At 65.7% G+C, this 21,476-nt stretch carries 21 protein-coding genes and 1 tRNA gene; 1 reads left to right on the plus strand and 21 read right to left on the minus strand.

Annotated features, from left to right (window positions below; translation table 11 throughout):
- Positions 1 to 161 precede the first annotated feature (161 nt).
- Positions 162 to 848 (plus strand): DUF899 domain-containing protein, encoded by a 687-nt coding sequence (locus tag GOSPT_RS13995; RefSeq protein ID WP_005206947.1) that lies wholly within the window; start codon positions 162 to 164, stop codon positions 846 to 848.
- Between the two features lie 128 nt (positions 849 to 976).
- On the opposite strand, the gene GOSPT_RS14000 is transcribed toward GOSPT_RS13995, so the two are convergent.
- From GOSPT_RS14000 to GOSPT_RS14100, 21 genes are all read right to left on the minus strand, one after another.
- Positions 977 to 1,537, minus strand: a complete 561-nt coding sequence (locus GOSPT_RS14000) for a dihydrofolate reductase family protein (RefSeq protein ID WP_005206948.1) — start codon at positions 1,535 to 1,537, stop codon at positions 977 to 979.
- Between the two features lie 162 nt (positions 1,538 to 1,699).
- A complete protein-coding gene (locus tag GOSPT_RS22845) occupies positions 1,700 to 2,029 on the minus strand; it encodes an SRPBCC domain-containing protein (protein WP_005206949.1) in 330 nt (109 codons plus the stop codon).
- Entirely contained in the window at positions 2,029 to 2,415 is a 387-nt protein-coding gene (locus GOSPT_RS14010) for an ArsR/SmtB family transcription factor (protein WP_005206954.1), read from the minus strand. Before GOSPT_RS14010 ends, GOSPT_RS22845 begins: the two co-directional genes overlap by 1 nt.
- Positions 2,416 to 2,663: 248 nt before the next feature.
- A tRNA-Pro gene (locus GOSPT_RS14015) sits at positions 2,664 to 2,737 on the minus strand.
- A gap of 87 nt (positions 2,738 to 2,824) precedes the next feature.
- A complete protein-coding gene (locus GOSPT_RS14020) occupies positions 2,825 to 3,091 on the minus strand; it encodes a GlsB/YeaQ/YmgE family stress response membrane protein (protein ID WP_005206956.1) in 267 nt (88 codons plus the stop codon).
- A gap of 48 nt (positions 3,092 to 3,139) precedes the next feature.
- A complete protein-coding gene (gene der, locus GOSPT_RS14025) occupies positions 3,140 to 4,588 on the minus strand; it encodes a ribosome biogenesis GTPase Der (protein WP_005206958.1) in 1,449 nt (482 codons plus the stop codon).
- Positions 4,585 to 5,283, minus strand: a complete 699-nt coding sequence (gene cmk, locus GOSPT_RS14030) for a (d)CMP kinase (RefSeq protein WP_005206959.1) — start codon at positions 5,281 to 5,283, stop codon at positions 4,585 to 4,587. Before cmk ends, der begins: the two co-directional genes overlap by 4 nt.
- Positions 5,280 to 6,350, minus strand: a complete 1,071-nt coding sequence (locus GOSPT_RS14035; protein ID WP_005206960.1) for a pseudouridine synthase — start codon at positions 6,348 to 6,350, stop codon at positions 5,280 to 5,282. The genes cmk and GOSPT_RS14035 overlap by 4 nt, the downstream gene beginning before the upstream one ends.
- A gap of 3 nt (positions 6,351 to 6,353) precedes the next feature.
- Positions 6,354 to 7,127 carry an SMC-Scp complex subunit ScpB gene (gene scpB, locus GOSPT_RS14040; protein WP_005206961.1) on the minus strand — a complete coding sequence of 258 codons (774 nt, stop codon included), beginning with the start codon at positions 7,125 to 7,127 and terminating at the stop codon, positions 6,354 to 6,356.
- Entirely contained in the window at positions 7,124 to 8,047 is a 924-nt protein-coding gene (locus tag GOSPT_RS14045; RefSeq protein WP_005206963.1) for a segregation and condensation protein A, read from the minus strand. The genes scpB and GOSPT_RS14045 overlap by 4 nt, the downstream gene beginning before the upstream one ends.
- Complete coding sequence (locus GOSPT_RS14050; RefSeq protein ID WP_039856066.1) at positions 8,044 to 8,991, minus strand: ParA family protein; 948 nt, start codon at positions 8,989 to 8,991, stop codon at positions 8,044 to 8,046. Before GOSPT_RS14050 ends, GOSPT_RS14045 begins: the two co-directional genes overlap by 4 nt.
- A gap of 103 nt (positions 8,992 to 9,094) precedes the next feature.
- The gene (xerD, locus tag GOSPT_RS14055; RefSeq protein WP_005206967.1) at positions 9,095 to 10,027 is read right to left on the minus strand and encodes a site-specific tyrosine recombinase XerD; all 933 of its coding nucleotides are present in this window, start codon (positions 10,025 to 10,027) and stop codon (positions 9,095 to 9,097) included.
- A complete protein-coding gene (locus tag GOSPT_RS14060; RefSeq protein ID WP_005206968.1) occupies positions 10,024 to 10,677 on the minus strand; it encodes an NUDIX domain-containing protein in 654 nt (217 codons plus the stop codon). The genes xerD and GOSPT_RS14060 overlap by 4 nt, the downstream gene beginning before the upstream one ends.
- The gene (gene pyrG / locus GOSPT_RS14065; protein WP_005206969.1) at positions 10,674 to 12,428 is read right to left on the minus strand and encodes a CTP synthase; all 1,755 of its coding nucleotides are present in this window, start codon (positions 12,426 to 12,428) and stop codon (positions 10,674 to 10,676) included. The genes GOSPT_RS14060 and pyrG overlap by 4 nt, the downstream gene beginning before the upstream one ends.
- A 219-nt stretch (positions 12,429 to 12,647) precedes the next feature.
- Positions 12,648 to 13,583, minus strand: a complete 936-nt coding sequence (locus tag GOSPT_RS14070; protein WP_005206970.1) for a copper transporter — start codon at positions 13,581 to 13,583, stop codon at positions 12,648 to 12,650.
- A gap of 3 nt (positions 13,584 to 13,586) precedes the next feature.
- Entirely contained in the window at positions 13,587 to 14,768 is a 1,182-nt protein-coding gene (steA, locus tag GOSPT_RS14075; RefSeq protein WP_005206971.1) for a putative cytokinetic ring protein SteA, read from the minus strand.
- A 92-nt stretch (positions 14,769 to 14,860) separates the two neighbouring features.
- Positions 14,861 to 16,684: a DNA repair protein RecN gene (gene recN, locus GOSPT_RS14080; protein WP_005206979.1), complete on the minus strand. Its 1,824-nt coding sequence runs from the start codon at positions 16,682 to 16,684 to the stop codon at positions 14,861 to 14,863.
- Positions 16,684 to 17,763, minus strand: a complete 1,080-nt coding sequence (locus tag GOSPT_RS14085) for an NAD kinase (RefSeq protein WP_005206981.1) — start codon at positions 17,761 to 17,763, stop codon at positions 16,684 to 16,686. Before GOSPT_RS14085 ends, recN begins: the two co-directional genes overlap by 1 nt.
- A 56-nt stretch (positions 17,764 to 17,819) precedes the next feature.
- The gene (locus GOSPT_RS14090; protein ID WP_005206983.1) at positions 17,820 to 18,716 is read right to left on the minus strand and encodes a TlyA family RNA methyltransferase; all 897 of its coding nucleotides are present in this window, start codon (positions 18,714 to 18,716) and stop codon (positions 17,820 to 17,822) included.
- Between the two features lie 44 nt (positions 18,717 to 18,760).
- Complete coding sequence (locus tag GOSPT_RS14095; protein ID WP_005206985.1) at positions 18,761 to 19,018, minus strand: hypothetical protein; 258 nt, start codon at positions 19,016 to 19,018, stop codon at positions 18,761 to 18,763.
- Between the two features lie 12 nt (positions 19,019 to 19,030).
- Positions 19,031 to 21,367, minus strand: coding sequence for an HAD-IIA family hydrolase (locus tag GOSPT_RS14100; protein ID WP_051993901.1), 2,337 nt, complete (start codon positions 21,365 to 21,367; stop codon positions 19,031 to 19,033).
- Positions 21,368 to 21,476 lie beyond the last annotated feature (109 nt).

Here is a 21,476-nt window from a genome sequence, read left to right on the forward strand (position 1 = left end):
CGGATTGGCGGCAGATTTCCCGGCAATCTACCCAAATGGGAACAATGCGACGTCCGGTGGTGCTGAATGGTGGACATCACGGTGAAGGGTGGACGCAGAATGCTCGCATCGCTCAAGGCATGGTTACAGCGCGGTAGTGACGGCACGGAAGAGGTGCGCCGATGACGAGCAGCGACCCCGACTGGCCGGCCATCGTCGACCGCGCTGCCTGGGACGATGCCAGGAGTGTTCTGCTGCAGCAGGAGAAGGCGCTCACCCGCATGAAGGACGCGGTCAGCGCGGCACGACGCCGCATGCCGATGGTCGAAGTGCGCTCGGACTATGCCTTCGAGGGCGCGAATGGGCGCGTGACACTGCTTGACCTCTTCGACGGACGGCCTCAGCTCATCGTGCAGCACTTCATGTTTGGTCCTGACTGGGAGGAAGGCTGTGACGGCTGTTCGATGATGGCCGACCATATTGGTCCGCTCTCCCACCTCCACGCTCGACGGACGTCGTTCGTCCTGACCTCCCGTGCACCACTGGATCGGCTGAGTGCCTTCAGAGATCGCATGGGCTGGCAGCTGCCGTGGTACTCGACCGTCGGCGACGCATTCAACACCGACTTCGGTGCGACCGTCGACGGCGAGGAGCGCCAAGCGATCAGCGTCTTCCTTCGCCGGGGCGACCGTGTATTTCATACGTGGTCGACGTTCGGTCGAGGCGAAGAGACATTCATGCTCGTGTTCGACCTTCTCGACCTCACGCCGTTCGGCCGTCAAGAGGACTGGGAGAACTCGCCACCCGGCGTCCCGCAGGAACCGACGTACTCGTGGATGCGCCTCAGCGACCGGTACGAGAACGACTAGCGCTCCTGCCGAGGGCGGGACCTCCCGGCCCGCCGCTCCCTGGCGGTGCCGCTTGCGGTTGCCCACACGCGCGGAATCCGCGCTTCTGGGAAACCGGAACTCGACTGGCCGTTAGTCCCTGCGGCGACTCAGGTCAGAACGCGATACCGAAGGCGAACTACACCGTTTCCGAAACGGTGCTCGTCGAGCAGTTCGAGCGCGGCTCGAACGCCGCGCGACAGAGCTGGCTTACCGCCGCCGACAACAATGGGGAGGACGAAGAGTTCGCACTCGTCGACCAGCCCTGCATTGAACGCCGCCGAGGCTACCTGTGCGCCGCCGATGGTGAGATTGCTGGTGGCCGCTGCCTTCATTTCGCGTATCGCTGCGGCATCGAACTGGCGCTCGATTCGCGTGTCACCGGTTGCCACGTCGGTCAAGGTGGACGAGTACACGACTTTGCTCGCCGCCTTCCATACTTTTACGAACTCGGCCATGAGGTCCGATTGTTCTGCAAAGGCGGGATCGGTCTCCCAAACGGACATCGCTTCGTAGAGGCGCCGGCCGTAGAGGAAGGTGCCCGCGGAGCGAAGAAGGTCGGTGTGCGCCGCAAAAACTTCATCGTCGACGGGGAACCAATCGAACTTGCCACTTTCGTCTTCCACGTACCCGTCAAGCGACATGTTGTTGGCATAGATCAGCTTGGCCACTTCACTGTTCTCCTATCTCGGATGATGGGGTCTGGCCGCGAGTATTTCGGCGTCCAGTTTGGTCAATGCCTCGCTCCAGCCTCGCCGAGCACTGCCCCGTTGCTCTGGAGGGAGCCATTGGCGGATCGTGAGCCGAGTCCGTCCATCGTTCTCGTCGGAAAACTAGTACCGAATCCTGGTCTGGAATGGCTCAATTCCTCCCGGAAGCTGACCACCGACATGCATCAGACCGTCGATGAGTTCGCCCTCCACCACGTCGGTCAAATCGACGCGCACCCGGACGCGGATGTGTGGATCGGCGGCGGATACCTCCGTCCATTGCTGATAACCGCCTGATCGGATATCGAACTCGATCTCACTTGCGGGCAAAGTGTTGCCGACCGGGCCCCACCAGGCCGCGAAATGCATCGGATCCGTGAAAACCCGAAAGGCAAGATCCCGAGGCGCCGCGAGCACATGGGTGATGTCGATCTGCGGGGTTTCGGTATGCATCAGAGTTCCTCCTCGCCAGAGGTGTCAGTGGCCTCCTGGCACGAGGGGCGCGTGGGAGCCGCCTCCTGGATGGCTGCAAGATGGGCATCGAGCCGGGTAAGAGACGAGTCCCAGAACTCTTTGTATCGAGCGATCCAATCGGCAGCTTCGCGAAGCGGCTCGGCTTCTAGGTGGCTAGCTCGCAACTTGCCTGAACGTGTACGCGAGATGAGTGCGGCTTGCTCAAGCACCTTCAGGTGTCGGGAAACAGCAGGCATAGACATGGGCAGCGGTGCAGTCAGTTCAGTGACTGTGGCGTCGCGCTTCGCCAACTCAGCGAGGATTGCACGCCGAGTCGGGTCTGCCAGCGCCGAGAACACGACGCTGAGTTGATCCGTCCCAGCCATATCCACCTCCGGTCATTTAACGACTTTGTTAAGTATTCAATACTGGGAGGAATTCGTCCAGCGCAGGTCGGAAACTGACCTCAAATGCAGGCTGGGTACGCGCACTCACCGGGCCATCAGCTCTTGCGGCAGCGGAGTAGGACGATGCGCACTGACGAGTGCGGGGCTCGACCGGACCGCGGACCAGAGGGGTCCACGTCTGAATACAAAAAAACCCAGGCGAGAGACTCTCTCACCTGGGTTTTACGTCGGGCTGACAGGATTTGAACCTGCGACCACTTGACCCCCAGTCAAGTGCGCTACCAAACTGCGCCACAGCCCGTTGCCCTCTCGCGAGGGCCTCGACAACATTAGCCGACGGCGCCCGTTGGAGGCTAATCGCCTGGTCACGGCCGCGCCGACGGTTCTGCTAAGAGACCGTGGAGCGCTTCCGGTACCAGATCCAGCCACCGGTCACGATGAGTGCGCCGACCAACGATCCGATGATCCCGCTCGGACGCAACGACAGTCCGTCACCCGAGAGCAGGCTGATCAACAGTCCGCCGACAAAGGAGCCGACCATGCCCGCGACGATGGCCAAGGTCCAGTCGATGTTCCACATGTTCTTGCCACCGATGATCAGCTGCGCGAGGGCGCCGATAACCATCCCGAATACGATGATCGCCAAGATAAGCACGCATGGGAGTATGTCACGACTTCGGGCGGGACTCGCCGTCTGGGGCGGTCAACGCTTCCGGCGGTCCCGCTTGTCGCGCACGCGCACGTTGATCCGGACCGGCGAGCCGTCGAAGTTGAATTCCTCGCGGAGGCGACGCTCCAGGAAACGGCGGTAGCCCGCCTCCAGGAATCCGGTCGTGAATAGCACGAACGTCGGCGGTCGCACCGATGCCTGGGTCGCGAACATCACGCGCGGCTGCCGTCCTCCGCGCAGCGGAGGCGGATTCGACGCGATGACGTCTTTGAGCCAGTTGTTGAGCTGGCCGGTGGAGATGCGCTTGTCCCACGACTCCAGCGCACCTTCGAGAGCAGGCACCAGCTTTTGGACCGCGCGTCCGGTCATCGCCGAGATGTTCACACGCCGTGCCCACGGCACGCGCGCGAGCTCGCGGTCGATCTCCTTGTCGAGCTGGTAGCGACGATCCTCGTCGACCAGATCCCACTTGTTGAACGCGATCACCAAGGCACGTCCGGTCTCGATGATCAGCGACAGCACACGTAGATCCTGCTCGGTGATCGGTTCCGAAGCGTCGATCAGCAGGATCGCGACCTCGGCGGCCTCAAGCGCCGACCTCGTGCGCAGCGACGCGTAGTACTCGTGCCCGCTGGCGGTGTGCACCTTGCGGCGCAAGCCCGCGGTGTCGACGAACAGCCACGGCCGTCCGTCGAGTTCGACAAGCTCGTCGACGGGGTCGACGGTGGTGCCCGCGACATTGTCGACGACCGAACGGTCGGAACCCGCGAGCTTGTTGAGCAGCGAGCTCTTCCCGACGTTGGGCTTACCGACGAGCGCCACGCGACGGGGACCGCCGAACGCAGGCGCAGCATCCCGCGGGGTCTCGGGCATCTTCTCCAGGATCACGTCGAGGAGATCACCCGCTCCCCTGCCGTGCGCAGCGGAAACCGTATGTGGTTCACCGAGTCCCAGCGACCAGAGTGATGCAGCCTCGGCCTCGAGCTTCTCGCTGTCGACCTTGTTGGCGACGAGGATGACCGGCGTCTTGGACCGTCGAAGCACGCGCGCAACGGCCTCGTCTGTCGCGGTGGCGCCGACCGTGGCGTCGACGACGACCACGATGACGTCGGCGGTTTCCATCGCCGATTCGGCCTGTTTCGCGACGGCCTGTTGCAGGCCCTTGGCGTCGGGTTCCCAACCGCCCGTATCGACGACGGTGAATCGGTGTCCCGACCACGACGCCGAATACGACACACGGTCGCGGGTGACGCCGGGGATGTCTTCGACGACGGCCTCACGGCGGCCGAGGATGCGGTTGACCAACGTCGATTTGCCCACGTTGGGACGGCCGACGATCGCGACGACGGGGAGGCGCTCGGGTTCGCCACCTTCCTCGCCGAGGTCGAATTCGCTGAGTTCCCAATCGGTTTCGTCCGACCAGATCCCGTCGCCTGGTTGGGCGGTTACGTCGGTAGTGATGAAGTCATCGTGCTCGGTCACACGGCACCTCCGGTTCGTGTCTGGACCAGTCCGGCGAGTTCGTCGAGAACCTGCTCGAGTGACAGGTCGCTGGTGTCGACGATGACCGCGTCGTCTGCTGGTCGCAGCGGCGATACGGTGCGCGTCGAGTCGAGATGATCACGGCGGTTCACACTGTCGAGAACCTGCTCGAAATCGCTGTCACGACCGGCGGCAAGGTTCTGCCGATGTCGTCGTAGTGCTCGCGCCTCGGGCGTCGCGGTGAGATAGATCTTGACCTGCGCGTCGGGAAAGACGACGGTCCCGATGTCTCGGCCCTCGACGACGACGAAATCGTCGACGGCGTGAAGCCGTTGCAGCGCAACCATCTTCGACCGCACGGCGGGTACCGCAGAGACCGCGGAGACCGCGTTGGTCACCTCGTCGGTGCGAATCGGCGCCGACACGTCCTCACCGTCGAGGAACACCCGGGATCCACCCGATCCGTCTGCACGCAGTTCGATCCGCGCGTCTGCGACGACCGTGGCGATCGCGTCGGGAGCATCAGGCGAGACACCTGCCCGCTGCACGGCGAGCGTCGCGGCACGGTACATGGCCCCGGTGTCGAGGTAGTGCGCACCGACCCGCTGCGCGAGAAGCTTTGAGACAGTGGACTTTCCAGTCCCCGCGGGTCCGTCGATCGCGATCACGCGCGATGACGTGACGGACTCGCTCACATCCCCACCGCCTTGTACAGCGCACCGACCTCGTCGCGACCGAGCACTCGCAGCGTTCCTGGACGCTGCTCGCCGAGCGCCACGTTGCCGATGTGGGTGCGCACCAACGAGGTCACCGGGAATCCGACGGATTCCATGAGTCGACGCACGATCCGATTTCGGCCCTCGTGCAGAGTGATTCGCACCAGCGACTGTCCCTCGTTGACGTCCATCACGGTGAATCCGTCGACAGACACCGGGCCGTCGTCGAGTTCGACGCCGTCGCGCAGCGCGCGCGAGAGTCCACGAGGAACCTCGCCCTTGACCGTCGCGAGGTAGGTCTTGGGGACCTCGTAGGACGGGTGCATCAGCCGATGGGCGAGCTCGCCGTCGTTGGTCAGCAGCAACAAACCCTCGGTCTCTGCGTCGAGTCGGCCGACGTGGAAGAGGCGCTGACCCGCCATGACGCGTTCGGCGACGATGTCGCCGACGCACGGGCGGCCTTGGTCGTCGGCCATCGTCGACTGCCAGCCCTTGGGCTTGTTCAGCGCGAGGTACTGCTTGGTCTCGTCGATGATGACGCGGGCACCGTCGACGCGAATGACCGCGGTGTCGGGGTCGATGCGCAGCCCCTGCTCGGTCACGACCTCGCCGTCGACCTCGACGCGACCGGCGGCGATCATCTCCTCCGCGCCGCGACGCGACGCGACGCCGGCCTGTGCGAGAATCTTCTGGAGTCGTACGCCGTCGTCGACATAGGTTGCGTGGCCACTCTCGTCGGAGCCGCCCTGGTGACGGGCTGGTCGCGCGTTGTTCAGCCTGATGCGCCCTGCCTCGACGTCGGGCGTCGAACGGCCTTTGCGGTGCCGCTTCTTGGTGCTGGGCTGCTGGCCCTTATGCGCATGTCCCTTACCGCCCGCGGGGATGCTGCGACCGCTCGCGGATTTGCCTGACGCGCCGCGTCCGGCCGACCCGCCTGCGGAGCGTTGCCCGCGCGGGTTGTCGTTGGAGGTGTTCTTTCGGTTGGTGCGACCCGCATTGTTCTTCCTGCGGTCGCCCGGTGTGCCGTCACGGCTAGCGGATGCCATATGTCATTCCTGGTCGTCGATTGTGGTTCCCGACGAGGCGTCGGGTGTGTCGTCTCCCTTTGAGTCTGAACGCCCACTACTCAGTTTGGCGAATCGCGGGTCAGACAGGAGCTCTTCGTCGAGGTCGTCAATGAGGTCGACGTCGGGCAGCAGCGGGGCCAAATCGGGTAGTTCACTCAACGACGCGAGCCCCAGACGCTCGAGGAACAGCTCGGTTGTCCCGTAGGTCGTGGCACCCGACGCGGTATCGGACCCGACCTCGTTGATGAGTCCTCGGGCGACGAGTGTGCGGACGACGCCGTCGACGTTCACACCTCGGATCGCGCTGACGCGCGCCCTGCTCACGGGCTGTCGATACGCGATGACGGCGAGCGTCTCCAAGGCTGCTCGGGTCAGTTTCGAACGCGCCCCGTCGAGGAGGAGACGCTCGACGTACGGCGCATACTCGGCTCGTGTATAGAACCGCCAACCATCACCGGCGAATCGAAGGTCGATGCCGCTGCGCGCTTCGGTCAGGTCAGCCGCCATCTGGGTGAGCGTCGAATGCACGCGTGCGCGATTGTCGCCGACCGCCGAGGCGAGTTCGTCGGCGGTCACCGGCGTGTCGACGACGAGCAGCACGGCTTCGAGCGCCGCACGCAGGCGCGCGTCGTCGAGAACTGGTTCGGAGTCTGCCTCGTCGACCACGTCGCCGACATCGAGCGCCGTCTGCTCGGGCGAAACGCTCTCGGACGAGTCGGCGCCTGGATCGTCTGGACCCGCGTCGAAGTCGGTCATTCGTAGTCCTCCGCTTTCTCCATGCGTAGTTCGTCGCGGTCGCGCTCGCCCGTCCACGACACCTGGAGTTCTTCGAGTGCCTCGGGCTGCTCGAAGGTGACCGCACGCTCACGGAAGAGTTCGAGCAGTCCGAGGAAGCTGCCGACGACCTCGAGTCCGTTCTCGCAATCGGCGACGAGCGCGCGGAACGTCATCCACTCGCCAGGGCTGGCGGCCAGCAGCGCGGCCATGCGTCGCGCCTGCCCGGGCACCGACACCTTGTGCATGTCGTGAAGGTGATCGAAACCGACCGTCGGGATAGGACGTGGTGTCAACGCCGCGACGGCGACCTCGGCGAATCCGTTCGCATCGACGCCGAGCGTCACCTCGGGAAGCAGATCGGTGAACTGCTGCTCCAACGACACCGCGCGCGGATAGCGCTGCAGCGCCGCGGCTTCGAGTTCGCCGAACAGCGCGGCCACCTGCTTGTACGCGCGGTATTGCAGGAGTCGCGCGAAGAGCAGGTCACGTGCTTCGAGCAGCGCGAGATCCTCCGGGTCGTCGACCTCTCCGGTCGGCAACAACCTCGCCGCCTTGAGGTCGAGCAGTGTCGCTGCGATGACCAGGAACTCGGTGGTCTGCTCGAGTCCTAGCTCTGAACCCATCTCCCGCGTGTACGCGATGAATTCGTCGGTCACCGCATGCAGCGCGACCTCTGTGACGTCGAGACGGTGCTGGCTGATGAGGTTCAGCAGCAGATCGAACGGACCCTCGAAGTTGGCGAGCTTGACCCGAAAGCCCTGCTCCTCGCCCGCCGTCGCCCCTGCCTCTACAGTGCCTGCCTCTGTGGTGCCTGCCTCTGGGGCCTCGACGTCGGTCGTGCCGACCTCCGAGTTGCCAACCTCAGCGGCGTCGGCCTCGACGGTGCCGGTCTCGGTCATGCCTGCTTGACGTTGCGCGCGATGACCTCGCGCGCCAACGCGCGATATGCCTTGGCGCCCGCGGACTTCGGCGCCCACGACGTGATCGGTTCGCCCGCGACGCTGGTCTCCGGGAAGCGAACGGTACGAGCGATGACGGTGTCGTACACGGCGTCGCCGAAGACCTCGACGACGCGAGCCATCACCTCACGCGAGTGCAGGGTTCGGGCGTCGAACATCGTGACGAGGATGCCGCCGAGGGTGAGACGGAAGTTGAGTCGGTCGCGCACCTTCTCGATCGTGTCGGTGAGCAGCGCCAGACCGCGCAGACTGAAGTACTCGCACTCCATCGGGATGATCACTGTGTCGGCGCAGGCAAGGGCGTTCACGGTGAGCAACCCGAGCGATGGCTGGCAATCGATCAGAACGACGTCGTAGCGGTCGAGAACGGGATGCAGCGCCCGGCCGAGGGCTTGTTCGCGTCCGACTTCGCTGACGAGTTGGATCTCGGCGGCAGACAGATCGATGTTCGACGGCAGAAGGTCGAGGTTCTCGACGCGCGTACGCATCAGCACATCCTCGATCGACGCGTGCGGCGGGACCAGCAGGTTGTAGACGGTCTCGTCGAGTTGGTGATGCGGCACGCCGAGACCCGCGGACAACGCACCCTGCGGATCGAGGTCGACAAGCAGTACGCGTCGCCCGTACTCGGCGAGCGCGGCACCCAGGTTGATCGTCGACGTCGTCTTGCCGACGCCGCCCTTCTGATTGCACACGGCGATGACGGTCGCCGGTCCGTGTCGGTCGAGGGGCGCAGGCGTCGGAACGTCGCGGTAGGGACGCCCGGTGGGGCCGATCTCGTCGTCGGGATGATCGCCCTCGTCGATGTCGATGCCGGACGTCACATGAAGGCGGTACTGATCGTCGGTATGACCTCCCGACCGCGGTGTACTCGGTGTGCTCACGTACCCGCCTTTCTCACTGATCACGTATCGACGCCGCTTGTCAGCCTAATGGTTCACTGCACTGAAGCCGTGGAGCATCGCCGCACGGCCCTTTCGACGATGCTCAGCGCGCTCTCGGATGGGCCGTGGCGTACACCTCACGCATCGTGTTGACGGTGACGAGGGTGTAGACCTGCGTCGTCGTCACCGAGGCGTGCCCGAGCAACTCCTGGACCACTCGCACATCGGCGCCGCCATCGAGGAGGTGCGTCGCGAATGAGTGCCGGAGGGTGTGCGGTGAGACGGCCGTACCGATTCCGGCCCGCTCGGCAGTGTCGGCGAGCACCTGCCACGCGCCCTGACGAGTGAGCCTGCCGCCACGCGCGTTGAGGAACAACGCGGGCGTCGAGCGTGTCACCAGAGCGGGCCTGCCACGCACCAGGTACGCCTCGATAGCGCCGACGGCGGGTCCGCCGACGGGCACGAGACGTTCCTTTCCGCCCTTGCCTCGCAGCAGGGCGGTGCGAGCATCGGTGTCGAGGTCGTCGACGTCGAGCGACGTCGCCTCGGTGATTCGTGCTCCGCAGCTGTAGAGCAGTTCGAGAAGCGCGCGGTCGCGCAGCGCGCGCGGATGGTCGCCCGCACCCGCTTCCTCCAGGATCGCGACGACGTCGTCGACGGGCAACGCCTTGGGGAGGCGTCGCGCCGGACGCGGTGGCCGCACCCCGTGCGCGACGTCGGCGGGCACGACACCTTCGGCAGCGGCGAACTTGTGAAAACCTCTGGTGGCCACCAGGGTTCGTGCCACCGAGCTGTCGGCGAGGGGTGTTGTCCCGGCTTCCTCGTCGCCGCGTCGCAGATCGACGAGGAACTCGCGCACGTCGTTCTCGGTGACCTCCGCGAGATCGACGATCCCCCGCCCGGTGAGATAGCGACGGTAGCGGTCGAGGTCACGGCCGTAGGACGCAAGCGTGTTGGGCGCCATGCCGCGTTCGACGGTGAGGTGGTCGAGGTACCTCGACACCACGTCGTCGACTCGCGTCCCGGTGGTGGTCACGTCGACGCCTTACCCGCCTTGCGATCGGCGAAGGCGTGGGGCTTATCGCGCCACGGCGAATCCGGCGTCCGTAACGGCGTCCCGGTGCGGTCCGCGGCGTCGAGCGCGAGAATCCCCGATGCCGCGGTCGCGTTCACGATCTCGCCCGACAGCACCATCGCCACGGCATCGTCGAGTGCGACCCACTCCAACGACATGTCGGCCTCTTCGTCCTCGCGTTCGGCCACGTGGTGCTGAGACAGTTCTTCGGCGAGGTAGACGCGCAGCGCTTCGTCGGTGAACCCAGGCGAGAGGTCGAGGTCGACCAGAACCTGCCAGCGTTGCGCCCGCAGGTCGGTTTCCTCCGCGAGTTCGCGCTGTGCGGCGGCGAGCGGCTGCTCCACACCGCCCTTGTCGAGCAGCCCCGCGGGAATCTCCAACAGCCTGCGGCCGACAGGATGCCGGTACTGACGCACCATCGCGATCCTGCCGTCCTCATCGCGCGCGACGACGGCAACGGCACCGAAATGCTCGACGACTTCGCGTTCGGCGACCCGACCGCCCGGCATCTCGACCTGATCGAGGCGAAGCGCGAGGATCGCTCCGTCGTAGACCACTTCGCTCGACTTCACCGCGAAGACGTGGGCGCCGGGTCCGGTGCTCTCGCTCAAGCGTCCTGTTCCTCGACCTCGACGGTGACGTCGTCCTCGACCGCAGCCGCGGGCGGTGGATCGTAGTCGCCCAGGTCCACCGGAAGCCGTTCTGCTGCTTTGTATTTCAACGAAGCGTCGATGAACGAACGGAACAGCGGATGGGGCCGCGTCGGCCGGCTCTTGAGTTCGGGGTGAGCCTGGGTGCCCACCAGGAACGGATGAATCGACGTGGGGTACTCGACGAACTCGACGAGGTGGCCATCTGGCGAGGTACCGGAGAACACGAGCCCCGACGCCGCGATCTTGTCGCGGTAGGAGTTGTTGACCTCGAAGCGGTGCCGATGCCGCTCGGACACCTCTGTCGAGCCGTACGACTCGGCGACGATGCTGTCGGGCTTGAGCGTCGCCGGGTAGGCACCGAGCCGCATCGTGCCGCCGAGATCGGCTTCTCCGGCAACGATCTCGGTCTGGTCGGCCATCGTCGAGATGACGGGGAACGGGGTGTCGGGATCGAATTCCGTCGAGCTCGCGTCCTCGAGGCCCACTGAACGCGCAGCCTCGATCACGATGCACTGCAGACCGAGGCACAGGCCGAGTAGGGGAATGCCTCGACGCCGCGCGTACCGGATCGCGCCGAGCTTGCCCTCGATCCCCCGGATGCCGAAGCCACCGGGGACCAACACGCCGTCGACGTCTCCGAGCGCTGCCTGCGCACCCGCTTCGGTGGCGCATTCGTCGGACGGAACCCACTTGATCTCGGTCTTGGCGCGCCACGCGAATCCGCCCGCGCGGATCGCCTCGGTCACCGACAGATACGCGTCGGGCAGGTCGACGTACTTGCCCACCAACGCGATTCGCACGGTCTCACGCGGCTCGTGCACGCGGTTGAGCAGTTCGCCCCACACAGTCCAGTCGACATCGCGGAACGGCAACCCGAGCTTGCGCACGACATAGGCGTCGAGTTGCTCGGAGTGCAGCACCTTCGGGATGTCGTAGATCGACGGGGCGTCGGGCGTGGAGATGACGCCGTCGATGTCGACGTCGCACATCAGCGCGATCTTCTTCTTGAGTCCCTCGGGGACGTCGCGATCGCACCGCAGGATCAGCGCGTCGGGCTGGATTCCGACGTTGCGCAGCGCGGCGACCGAGTGCTGGGTCGGTTTGGTCTTCAGCTCGCCCGACGGCGCGAGATAGGGCACCAGCGAGACGTGGATGAAGAAGACGTTGTCGCGGCCGACGTCGTGTCGGATCTGGCGAGCGGCTTCGATGAACGGGAGCGACTCGATGTCGCCGACGGTTCCACCGATCTCTGTGATGACCACGTCTGGTGGCTCACCGTCGTCACCGGGCGCACGCATCGCGAGCACCCGCGATTTCAGCTCGTCGGTGATGTGCGGGATGACCTGGACGGTCTCGCCAAGGTACTCGCCGCGTCGCTCCTTGGCGATGACTGTCGAATACACCTGTCCGGTGGTGACATTCGCCGACTGCGAGAGATTGCGGTCGAGGAAGCGCTCATAGTGTCCGACGTCGAGGTCGGTTTCGGCGCCATCCTCGGTGACGAAGACCTCACCGTGCTGGAACGGATTCATCGTGCCTGGATCGACGTTCAGATACGGATCCAGCTTCTGCATGGTCACGCGCAGACCGCGCGCTGTGAGTAGTTGGCCGAGGCTCGACGCCGTCAGACCTTTTCCGAGCGACGATGCGACGCCGCCCGTAACGAATATGTGCTTCGTGCCTTCATGCACGTGGCGAAGTGGTCGCAAAACCCGTCTCTCCCGTCGGCTGGATCAGGCCGGAAAACCTGTTGACCTACGGGACTCCAGGGTAACACCCATCGGCGGTTCTCCGCTCCGCCACACCGGAAGCGTGCTCGCGGGAGGTGTGATCCGCGTCCTGATCTCTCCGGCCGGCCGGGCTGGAGTCGTCCTCTTGGAAGTCCTCTCGGAAGTCCTCTCGGACAGCCCTGCCCGGGCCGCCATCAGTCAGGTCGACGGTCGGTCGGTGGCCCCGACCGTGATCGCCTTGGCACCCGCGCCGGTGCCGTAGGCGCCGGTCCGTCCGCCCTTCTCCTCCTGCAGGACCAGGATCGACGTGATGCGCCCGGTCTGCTGATCGACGTTGTCGACGGTCGAGACGGCGTTGCCCAGACCGGGGTCCGAGCGAACGACGGCAATCGGCGAGCCACCAGCGGTCGAACCCGTCCGACCGAGTAGCGCTCCCCCATCGCCGCGCCCCGAGAGTGCTGCGGAGAAGCGGGCGACGAGTTGTCCCTGCGCTCCGGAATCCTTGGGGTAGCCACCGCCTGTCACCACGACGGCGAGATCGGCAGGTGTCGAGCCCGCCCCGTCGTAGTCGATGAACCCGCCGTCGCGTAGTGCCTGCAGTCCGGTGCGCCTGTCGTCGGCCGACGCGGCACCCTTCCCACCTCGGTCGAGCGTCAGAGCGCCGAGCAGGTCGCCCGTGCGGCCACCGGAATCGACCAGTTCGGCGCGCAGCGTCGACCCCGGAGGAATCGTCTGGTCGATGATCGTCGAGAGTTGCTCGGATTTCTGATCAGCGACGAACTGCGGCGTCAACGCGATCTGACCCGACACCTTGGCGCCCGCGCCGGCGATCGCGTCCTTGACGGCAGCGACGTCGGCGTCGACCGCGCCCGGCGCGGTCACCACCAAGACCGACTGCCCGCGCAGCGTTCCGTCGATCACCCGTCCGGTGATCGCGGTGTCAAAACTGTTGGCGCTGTTGAGCTGATCGTTGAGTTGATCACGCTCGTCCTGCAACGCCCCGATGCGATCGCGACTGGTGCCGGTCAACGAGTTCATTCTGTCGCCGACGAAACCGGAGCCGATGAACAGGCCCACCGCCAGTGCCAAAAACACCGCGGCGAGCGAGATCGCATGCTGCCGAACCGAAATCATTGCCTACCTGTTCCAGACCCCGCGGGCCCACTCGACGAGCTGATGCCACTGTGCGACAACCCAATCGGTCACTTCGCCGCCCGCGCTCGACAACATCACCGCGGCGATCACCGCGATCAGCGCAGCGAGCACCACGAAGGCCACGGCGGCTCCCGACACGCGGCTCCGGTACAGCGTCGCAACGGCTTTCGCGTCGACCAGCTTGGGTCCGACCTTCATCCGGGTGAGGAAGGTCGACGGATTGCTCTCGCGCCGCGAGCGATCGAAGAAGTCGTCGAGGGTGCCGCCATAGCCAACGGTGACGATGAGGTCGGCACCGTGGTAGTCGGCGAGCAGCAGAGCGAGATCCGACGCCGCGCCGGCAGCGGGGAACGTGGTCGCCCCGATTCCGAGGTCCTGGATTCGCTCGAGCCCCGAGGCATGGCCGTCGGTGTCTGCCGGAAGCACCAGTTGCGCACCGCATTTCAGCGTCGCAATCTTCATCTCCTCCGGATCGCCGACGATCAGCGAGGGCTTGTACCCGGCCTTCGTCAGCGTGTCCGCGCCGGCACCGACACCGATGATCACCGGTGAGTACTCCTTGATGAACGGCTTGAGCGCGCGCAGATCGGCGGCACGGTCGGGACCGTCGCCCACGATCACGACGTGCTTGCCGACCAGCGAGGCGTCGATGTCGGGCACGCCGACGCCGTCGATCAGCAGTGGGGACTCGCTCCGAATGAACTCGATCGTGTTGCCGGAGAAGGCTTCCAGGTGATCGACGAGCCCCGTCTTGGCCTCGATCATCATGTCGGCGATCTCGTGCTCGTCGAGCGTGGTGCCGCGCGCGAGGCGTCGCTCACCGACGAACACCTTGCCGTCGTCGACCCGGAGTTTCGCGCCGTCCTTGACTCGCTTGAACACCTCGGGTCCGACCTCGTCGACGAGGACGATCCCAGAGCCGACAAGCACCTCCGGTCCGAGGTTTGGGTAGCGCCCGCTGATGGAGCGGGACGCATTGACGACGGCGACGACATTGGCCTCGACCAGTGCGTCGGCGGTGACGCGGTCGAGGTCGACCTCGTCGAGGATGGCTATGTCACCCGGTCCGACTCGATCGATGAGGCGGCGGGTGTTCTTGTCGATCCTGGCGATACCGGACACGCCAGGCAGTTCTTCGGAGTTACGTGCGAGCAGTGCGGGCATCTTCATGCACCACATGATTGACCGTGCGCCGCGCAGCCTCGGGGAGGCGCGCCGCAACATGGGCAACTTTTGTCACACGAGTATCAGCTGTTTCAGCGCTTCGTGCGAGTGCTCCTTGCTTTCGTCGCTGCGCTCGTCGCCTCGTCTGCCGACGATCCGACGGCGTGCGCCTTCTCGCTGTCGGCGGTGGCCAGTAGTTCCTCCGCATGCGCCCGGCCCGTGTCGGATTCGCCGAGTCCTGCGAGCATCCGCGCCAATTCGGCGATGCGCGCGTCACGGTCGAGTGGCCTCAGGGTGCTGGTCTGCGCACGATCGCCGGATTTCGAGGTCTTCCCGATCACCAGGTGGTTGTCGGCGAAGGCCGCGACCTGCGGGAGATGGGTGACGACGATGACCTGGTGTGCCCGTGCGAGCCCCGCGAGCCTGCGCCCGATCTCCACCGCTGCCCGTCCACCGACACCGGCGTCGACCTCGTCGAAGACCATGACCGATCCCGACGTCGGCTCTGCCAGAACCACTTCGAGCGCCAGCATCAGTCGTGAGAGTTCGCCGCCGGACGCCGATTTCGCGATCGGCAACGGATCGGCTCCGGCGTGCGCGACGAGCGCGAACTCGACACGGTCGGCGCCATCGCCACCTGCATGCGCGGCCGCACCGTCGACCGTGATCGTCAGCCGATCCTCGGGCGCCGCGGCGTCGGGGATGACACTCACCGACAGTGCGGCGTCGCCCATGGCAAGGCCGGCCAGCTCGGCCGACACCTTGCTCGACATGGACGTGGCCGCCTTACGACGGATGGTTCGCAGCGTCGACGCCGCCGACTCCACGTCGGTGCGTGCCGATGCGGCCGCCACCTCGAGCTCGTCGATCGAGCCCTGCGGGTCGTCGATCTCGGAGAGCCGACGTTCCGCGGTCTCACGCCACGCGATGACGCCGTCGATGTCGGGTGCGTACTTGCGCACCAGAGCCTTCAGCTCGCCCTGGCGGGCGAGCAGCTTCTCGAGTTCGTCTGCGTCGCTGGGTAATCCGGACAGAAAGGACGACAACTCGTCGCCTATATCCGTGACGACGGTCAGTGTCTCCGACACGCGACCGGCCAGGGTCCGTAGTTGCGCGTCGGCCGCAGACTCCAGGAGCGAGCGGACCTGCCCGAGACCGTCGACGAGTGAGCTGTTGTCGCCCGCGACGACGTCGTGCGATCCCGCAGCCGCCGAGCGGATCGACTCGAGATCGGAAAGTCGGCGAATGGTGTCGGCGAGCGCGTCATCTTCTCCCGGCTGCGGGTCGACAGCGGCGATCTCGTCGATGCCGAAGCGCAGTCGGTCGGCCTCCTGCGCGAGTTCACGATGGTTGGCGCGTCGCGCGTCGAGTTCGTCGAGAACCGCGACCCAGCTCTCGCGCGCTGAGCGATACCGCTTCAGCGCGGCGGCCGCCTTGTCTCCGGCAAAACTGTCGAGGGCGTCACGCTGATGGTCAGGGCGGAGGAGACGCAGTTGGTCGTTCTGGCCGTGAATCGTCAGCAGTGCACCCGTGAACCTGCCCATCACACCGACCGGCACCGACCGCCCGCCGAGGTGCGCGCGCGAACGACCGTCGGAGCCGACGGTGCGGACCACGATGACCGAGCCGTCGTCATCGAATTCTGCACCAGCGGACTCGACGATGTCGGCGACGGCGGCTCGCGTGGCGGCGTCGGCGGAATCAGCGAGTCGGAACCGCCCTTCGACGGTGGCCTTCTGGCTTCCCGAACGCACTCGCCCGGCGTCGGCACGCGCCCCTGAGAGCAGGCGCAGACTGGTCACGATCATCGTCTTGCCTGCACCGGTCTCGCCCGTCAACACGGTGAAACCGGGACTGAATTGTGCGGAGGCCTGATCGATGACGCCGAGGCCGGAGATCGACAGCTCTTCGAGCACTAGTTCCCCTCACCCTGCCGCCCGCGCCAACCGGTCACCGGCAGGTCGAATTTCGTCACGAGCCGGTCGGCGAACGGATCGGAATCGATGCGCACCCACAGCACCGATCGGTCGCTGCGGACCACTTCGACGCGTCCGCCAGCAGGGACGAAGATCTGGCGTCGACCGTCGCACAGGGCGATCGCCGACCGTCCGTGCTTGTCGATCTCCACCGCGATCCGCGACCGAGGGCTGGTCACCATCGGCCGGGCGAACAGCGCATGCGCATTGCTCGGAACGATCAGGATCGCTTCGAGGTCGGGCCACATCACGGGCCCGCCGGCGGAAAAGGCGTAGGCAGTCGATCCTGTCGGTGTCGACACGAGCACACCGTCGGCTCCGAACGCGGACACCGGCCGACCGTCTACTTCGGTCACCAACTCGAGGACGCCGTTATTGGTTCGGTTGAGGATGGCGACCTCGTTGAGTGCCCAGCTACGGCGCACCTCGTCCGGTTTGGTCGGATGGCTGATCGAGATGTCGAGGGTCATGCGCGGTTCGACGCGGTAATCACGCGAGATCAGCTGGGCCATCACGTCGTCGATGCGATTGGCCTCGGCTTCGGCGAGAAAACCGATGTGTCCGAGGTTGATTCCGAGCACCGGAACACCCGCCGGATAGGCGAGTTCTGCTGCGCGTAGGAATGTTCCGTCGCCCCCGAGCACGATCACCACCTCGCACCCCACGGCCGATTCCGGGTCGCCCATCGCGACGGTGACGTCTGCACCGAGTTCGCGGAGTCCGTCGATGTCGAGCGGGTGGCTCGGAGGCCGCCTGGGGCCGTGATCGCGGTCGGCGGGATCGTCGTCGCTCGCGTCGTCGGGACCTGCTCGATCGTCTCGTCCACGGAGGTCGACGTCGTCCTGCGTTGCGGGGTTATCGGCAGTGAGGTCGTGGTCGATGATGCGTAGGCCGACGCCCGCGGCTGCGCAGTGGCGTGCGATCGATTCGACCGTACGGGTCACCACGGCACGTCCGGTGTGCGCCACCACCATGAACTCGCGCTGACCGGACACGGCGACCACTGATTCGTCGATCACCCTGTTCCTTTCACAGTTCCCGAGTTCCTTTCACCATTCCCGATCTGCAGGCACACTCAGCGAGGTCCCTCGTCGACGGCACGGTGGATCATCCCCCGCAGCTGCGCATCATCCGCAATGTCGGCGACATCGTCTGCGCCGCCACCAGTCTCCCCGAGAGTATCGCTCGAGGGAACGTCGGCCCGTGCGTGGTGGTCAGTGGGACGGTATGTCAGCCACAAGAAATACTCGACGTTGCCCGACGGCCCCGGCAGCGGGCTCGCCACGACGTCCCTGGTGATCAGCCCGAGCTTCGCTGCGTCCCGCGCGACGTGGTACACCGCCTCGGCACGCAACTCGGGGTCGCGCACTACGCCACCGGAGCCCACCCGGTCCTTACCGACCTCGAACTGCGGTTTGACCATGGGCAAGAGGTCGGCGCCAGGCCGGACACTCGCCGCGAAGGCCGGCAAGACCAGCGACAGCGAGATGAACGAGAGGTCGGCTACGACGATGTCGACGGGGCCCCCGATGTCGTCGGCGTTCAGGTGACGAACGTTGGTACGGTCGTGCACATCGACACGATCGTCGGACTGGAGCCGCCAGACGAGCTGCCCGTAGCCGACATCCACCGCTACGACCTCGGCCGCTCCACGTCGAAGCAGAACGTCCGTGAACCCTCCGGTCGACGCCCCCGCGTCGAGACAGCGCTTGTCGGCGATACTCAAACCCTGCGGCTCGAATCGTTCGAGTGCACCGAGCAGTTTGTGCGCACCCCGTGACGCCCAGTCGTCGCGGGGACCGTCGTCGGAGACGAGGATGGGGGTGTCGCGCGACACATTGGTGGCGGGTTTCGCGGCGAGCACCCCATTCACGGTGACCTGCCCCGCCTCGATCAGCTCACGAGCCTGCTCTCGCGAGCGCGCCAACTTCCGGCGGACGAGCTCGGCGTCGAGCCTTGCGCGCGTAGCCACTCAGTGGGCCCCGAACAGGTTGATGATCCTCGACAGGTTGGCTGTCATCGGGGATCGACCTCGGCCAACGCTGCGGTGAGCACGTCATGAGCCTTCTCCAGCAGTTCGGTCTGCCGCGCGAGCGCCGCGAGATCGAAGGTCTCGCCTGCCTGCTCGCGAATGTGGTCGACCTCGTCGAGCAACGACTGGACCGACTCCGCGACCGGTATCTGTGGCTCGGACGCAACGTCGGAGGGTGCGGCCATCTGCGACCCGGGCCGCAGATGTGCACCGGGAACGGGGCGCGGTTGCTGGTTGTTCATGACACGACCACGCTAGCGCAGGTCACCGACGCCGAGCTTGTCGATCTGCGCTCGAACATTCGGATCGTCGCTCGTGATCGTGACATCTGATGGATCCACCGCCTCGGCGTCGACGTCGCGGCCGTCGATCAGTGCCCACGCGGTGTTCGCGAGTGCAGGCAGAAGCGCGGCGTGCGCGGGCTGCTCCCCGGTGGCAGTCACCGTGACGGTCGAACCGGACACCGTGACGCTCCAGTCCGGCTGGACTCCGATTCGGACCGACGACTCGTCGTCCAGCAGGCCCGTCAGATCTTCGATCACGTGTGAGGGTCGCTGCTCGGGTGGCGCAAGTAGCAGATCCTTCGGAGTGCTGACACCTGTCAGGACGAGCGCGCTGTCGAGGCCCACCGAATGCGCTCCCTGGATGTCCGTGTCGAGTCGATCGCCGACGACCAGCGAATTGGTGACTCCGCTACGCTTCATCGCATCCGCCATCAGCGGTGCAGCAGGCTTACCCGCGACGAGAGGTTCGGCGCCGGTCGCGTTGGCGACAGCGGCGACCAGTGACCCGTTCCCGACAAGCAGTCCACGCTCGGAGGGCAACGTCGCGTCCGTGTTGGTGGCAATCCACAGCGCACCCGCGCGGATCGCGAGAGCGGCCTCCGACAGCGTCGACCAGTTCGTATCCGGCGAGAATCCCTGGATCACGGCGGCTGGACGGTCGTCGGCGCTCCTCGCGACTCCGACTCCGACCTCGCGCACCTCCTGCGCCAGTCCGTCCGTACCGAGCACGAGCGCACGCGAGCCTGGCTGCACATGTTCGGAAAGCAGACGAGCCGCAGTCTGGGCGCTTGTCACAACCTGATCCTCGGTCGCCGAGAAACCCATCGAAGCGAGATGTGCTGCAACCTCATTCGGACGTCGGCTCGCGTTATTGGTGACGAAGATCTGGGGAAGGTCGAGAGCGTCGAGGGTTCCTCGCGCTCCATGGGTCGGCTCCTTGCCTGCGAACACGGTGCCGTCGAGATCGAGGAGCAACGCCTCGTAGTGATCGGCCAGCGACCCTTCCGGCGGAGCCTGCGGCTCCGGCGAGGATGCGTTCGACGCTGCTGGTTTCGACGTCGTGGCGATGTCAGCCTGTTCAACGGAAGCCGCGCTCGGCGTAGAAGGCTCGGCAACTGGTGCCGAACGCTCCGCCACCGGCGTCGACGGTTCAGGAGCTTGCGTCGACGGTTCAGGAGCTTGCACAGGAGTTGTAGCCGTCGAAGCCGTGCTCGAGGGAGCAGATTCCTGATCGGATGGTTCTGTAGCCGACGTGGTTGCGGCTTCCGCAGGCGCGCTGGAGGTCTCCGACCGGGCAGCATCATCTACTGCGTCATCGACCTGCTCGTTCACCGACGCGGCGTCTGCACCACCAGCGGCCGGAACCACTGTGTCGTCGCTGTGATCGGTCACCACGGTGTCGGTCTCTTCGGTGTCGTCGATCTCTTCGGTGTCTTCGGGGGCACCGACAACGTCGACGACATCTCCCCCATCGGAATGTTCGTCTTCCGATGCGGTGTCGGGACTCATGTCCTCCGAGAGCTCCATCAGGCGGAACTCCGCATCGGTGGCATCGTCGACGTCTGCGGCCGCGGCGTTCATGTACCAGGTCACCGCATCATCGCGACGGTCAGCGGCCAACAGTGCGGATGCATAGGCGTAGAACAGCCGTGCGGCCATCGTGCCCGTCCGACCTGGTGCGAGATCTTCCGCCTGAAGCGTCACGAGTGCTTTCGCGGGTTCGCCGGCATCGATGCGAGCGCCTGCCTCGACGATGTGCATTTCTGTCGCCTCGTCGCCGGTGAGCGAGCGCCCCTCTTCACTACGAGCGATTTCGATGGCACGTTCTGGGCGGCCGAGTCCGCGCTCCGCGTCGGCGATCAACGGCAGCAACGATGTACCGCCGTTGATTCTGCGTGCGGCACGCAACTCGGTCAGAGCTTCTTGCCACTCACCTGCGTTGTACGCCGCTATTCCTGCGGTTTCACGGACCAATCCGACCCTGGAGGCGCGTTCCCGCGCTGCACGTGCGTGAGCAAGCGCCAACTCCGGATCGGAATCGAGCAGTTGAGCGACCATCACCAGGTGACGCGCCACCCGATCTGCGTTCGCCTTGTCCAGCGTCAGCAGATCCCGACGGACTTCTTGGTCGAGATCCGACGCCACGACGTCGTCGGGCAACGGCGGACCCGCCGGCCGACCTTCCGAGCCCCGCCGATCCGAACCGCGTCGATCCGACGCGCGTCCTCGCCCGTCAGGCCCTCGTCCGCGACTGTCCGCCCCACGCCCGCGGCCTCGTCTGTCCTGTCCCCGATCGCGATCGTTCATGACTCTCAATCTATGCCCTGCGGGGTCCTGGTGCGGAATCCGCAGCGACCCGGAGCTCCCGCGTGAGTGAACTGTAAATGCTTCTAAATGCAGTAATGCCCCGCACCAC

Source organism: Gordonia sputi NBRC 100414 (assembly GCF_000248055.1).
Taxonomy (GTDB): Bacteria; Actinomycetota; Actinomycetes; order Mycobacteriales; family Mycobacteriaceae; genus Gordonia; species Gordonia sputi.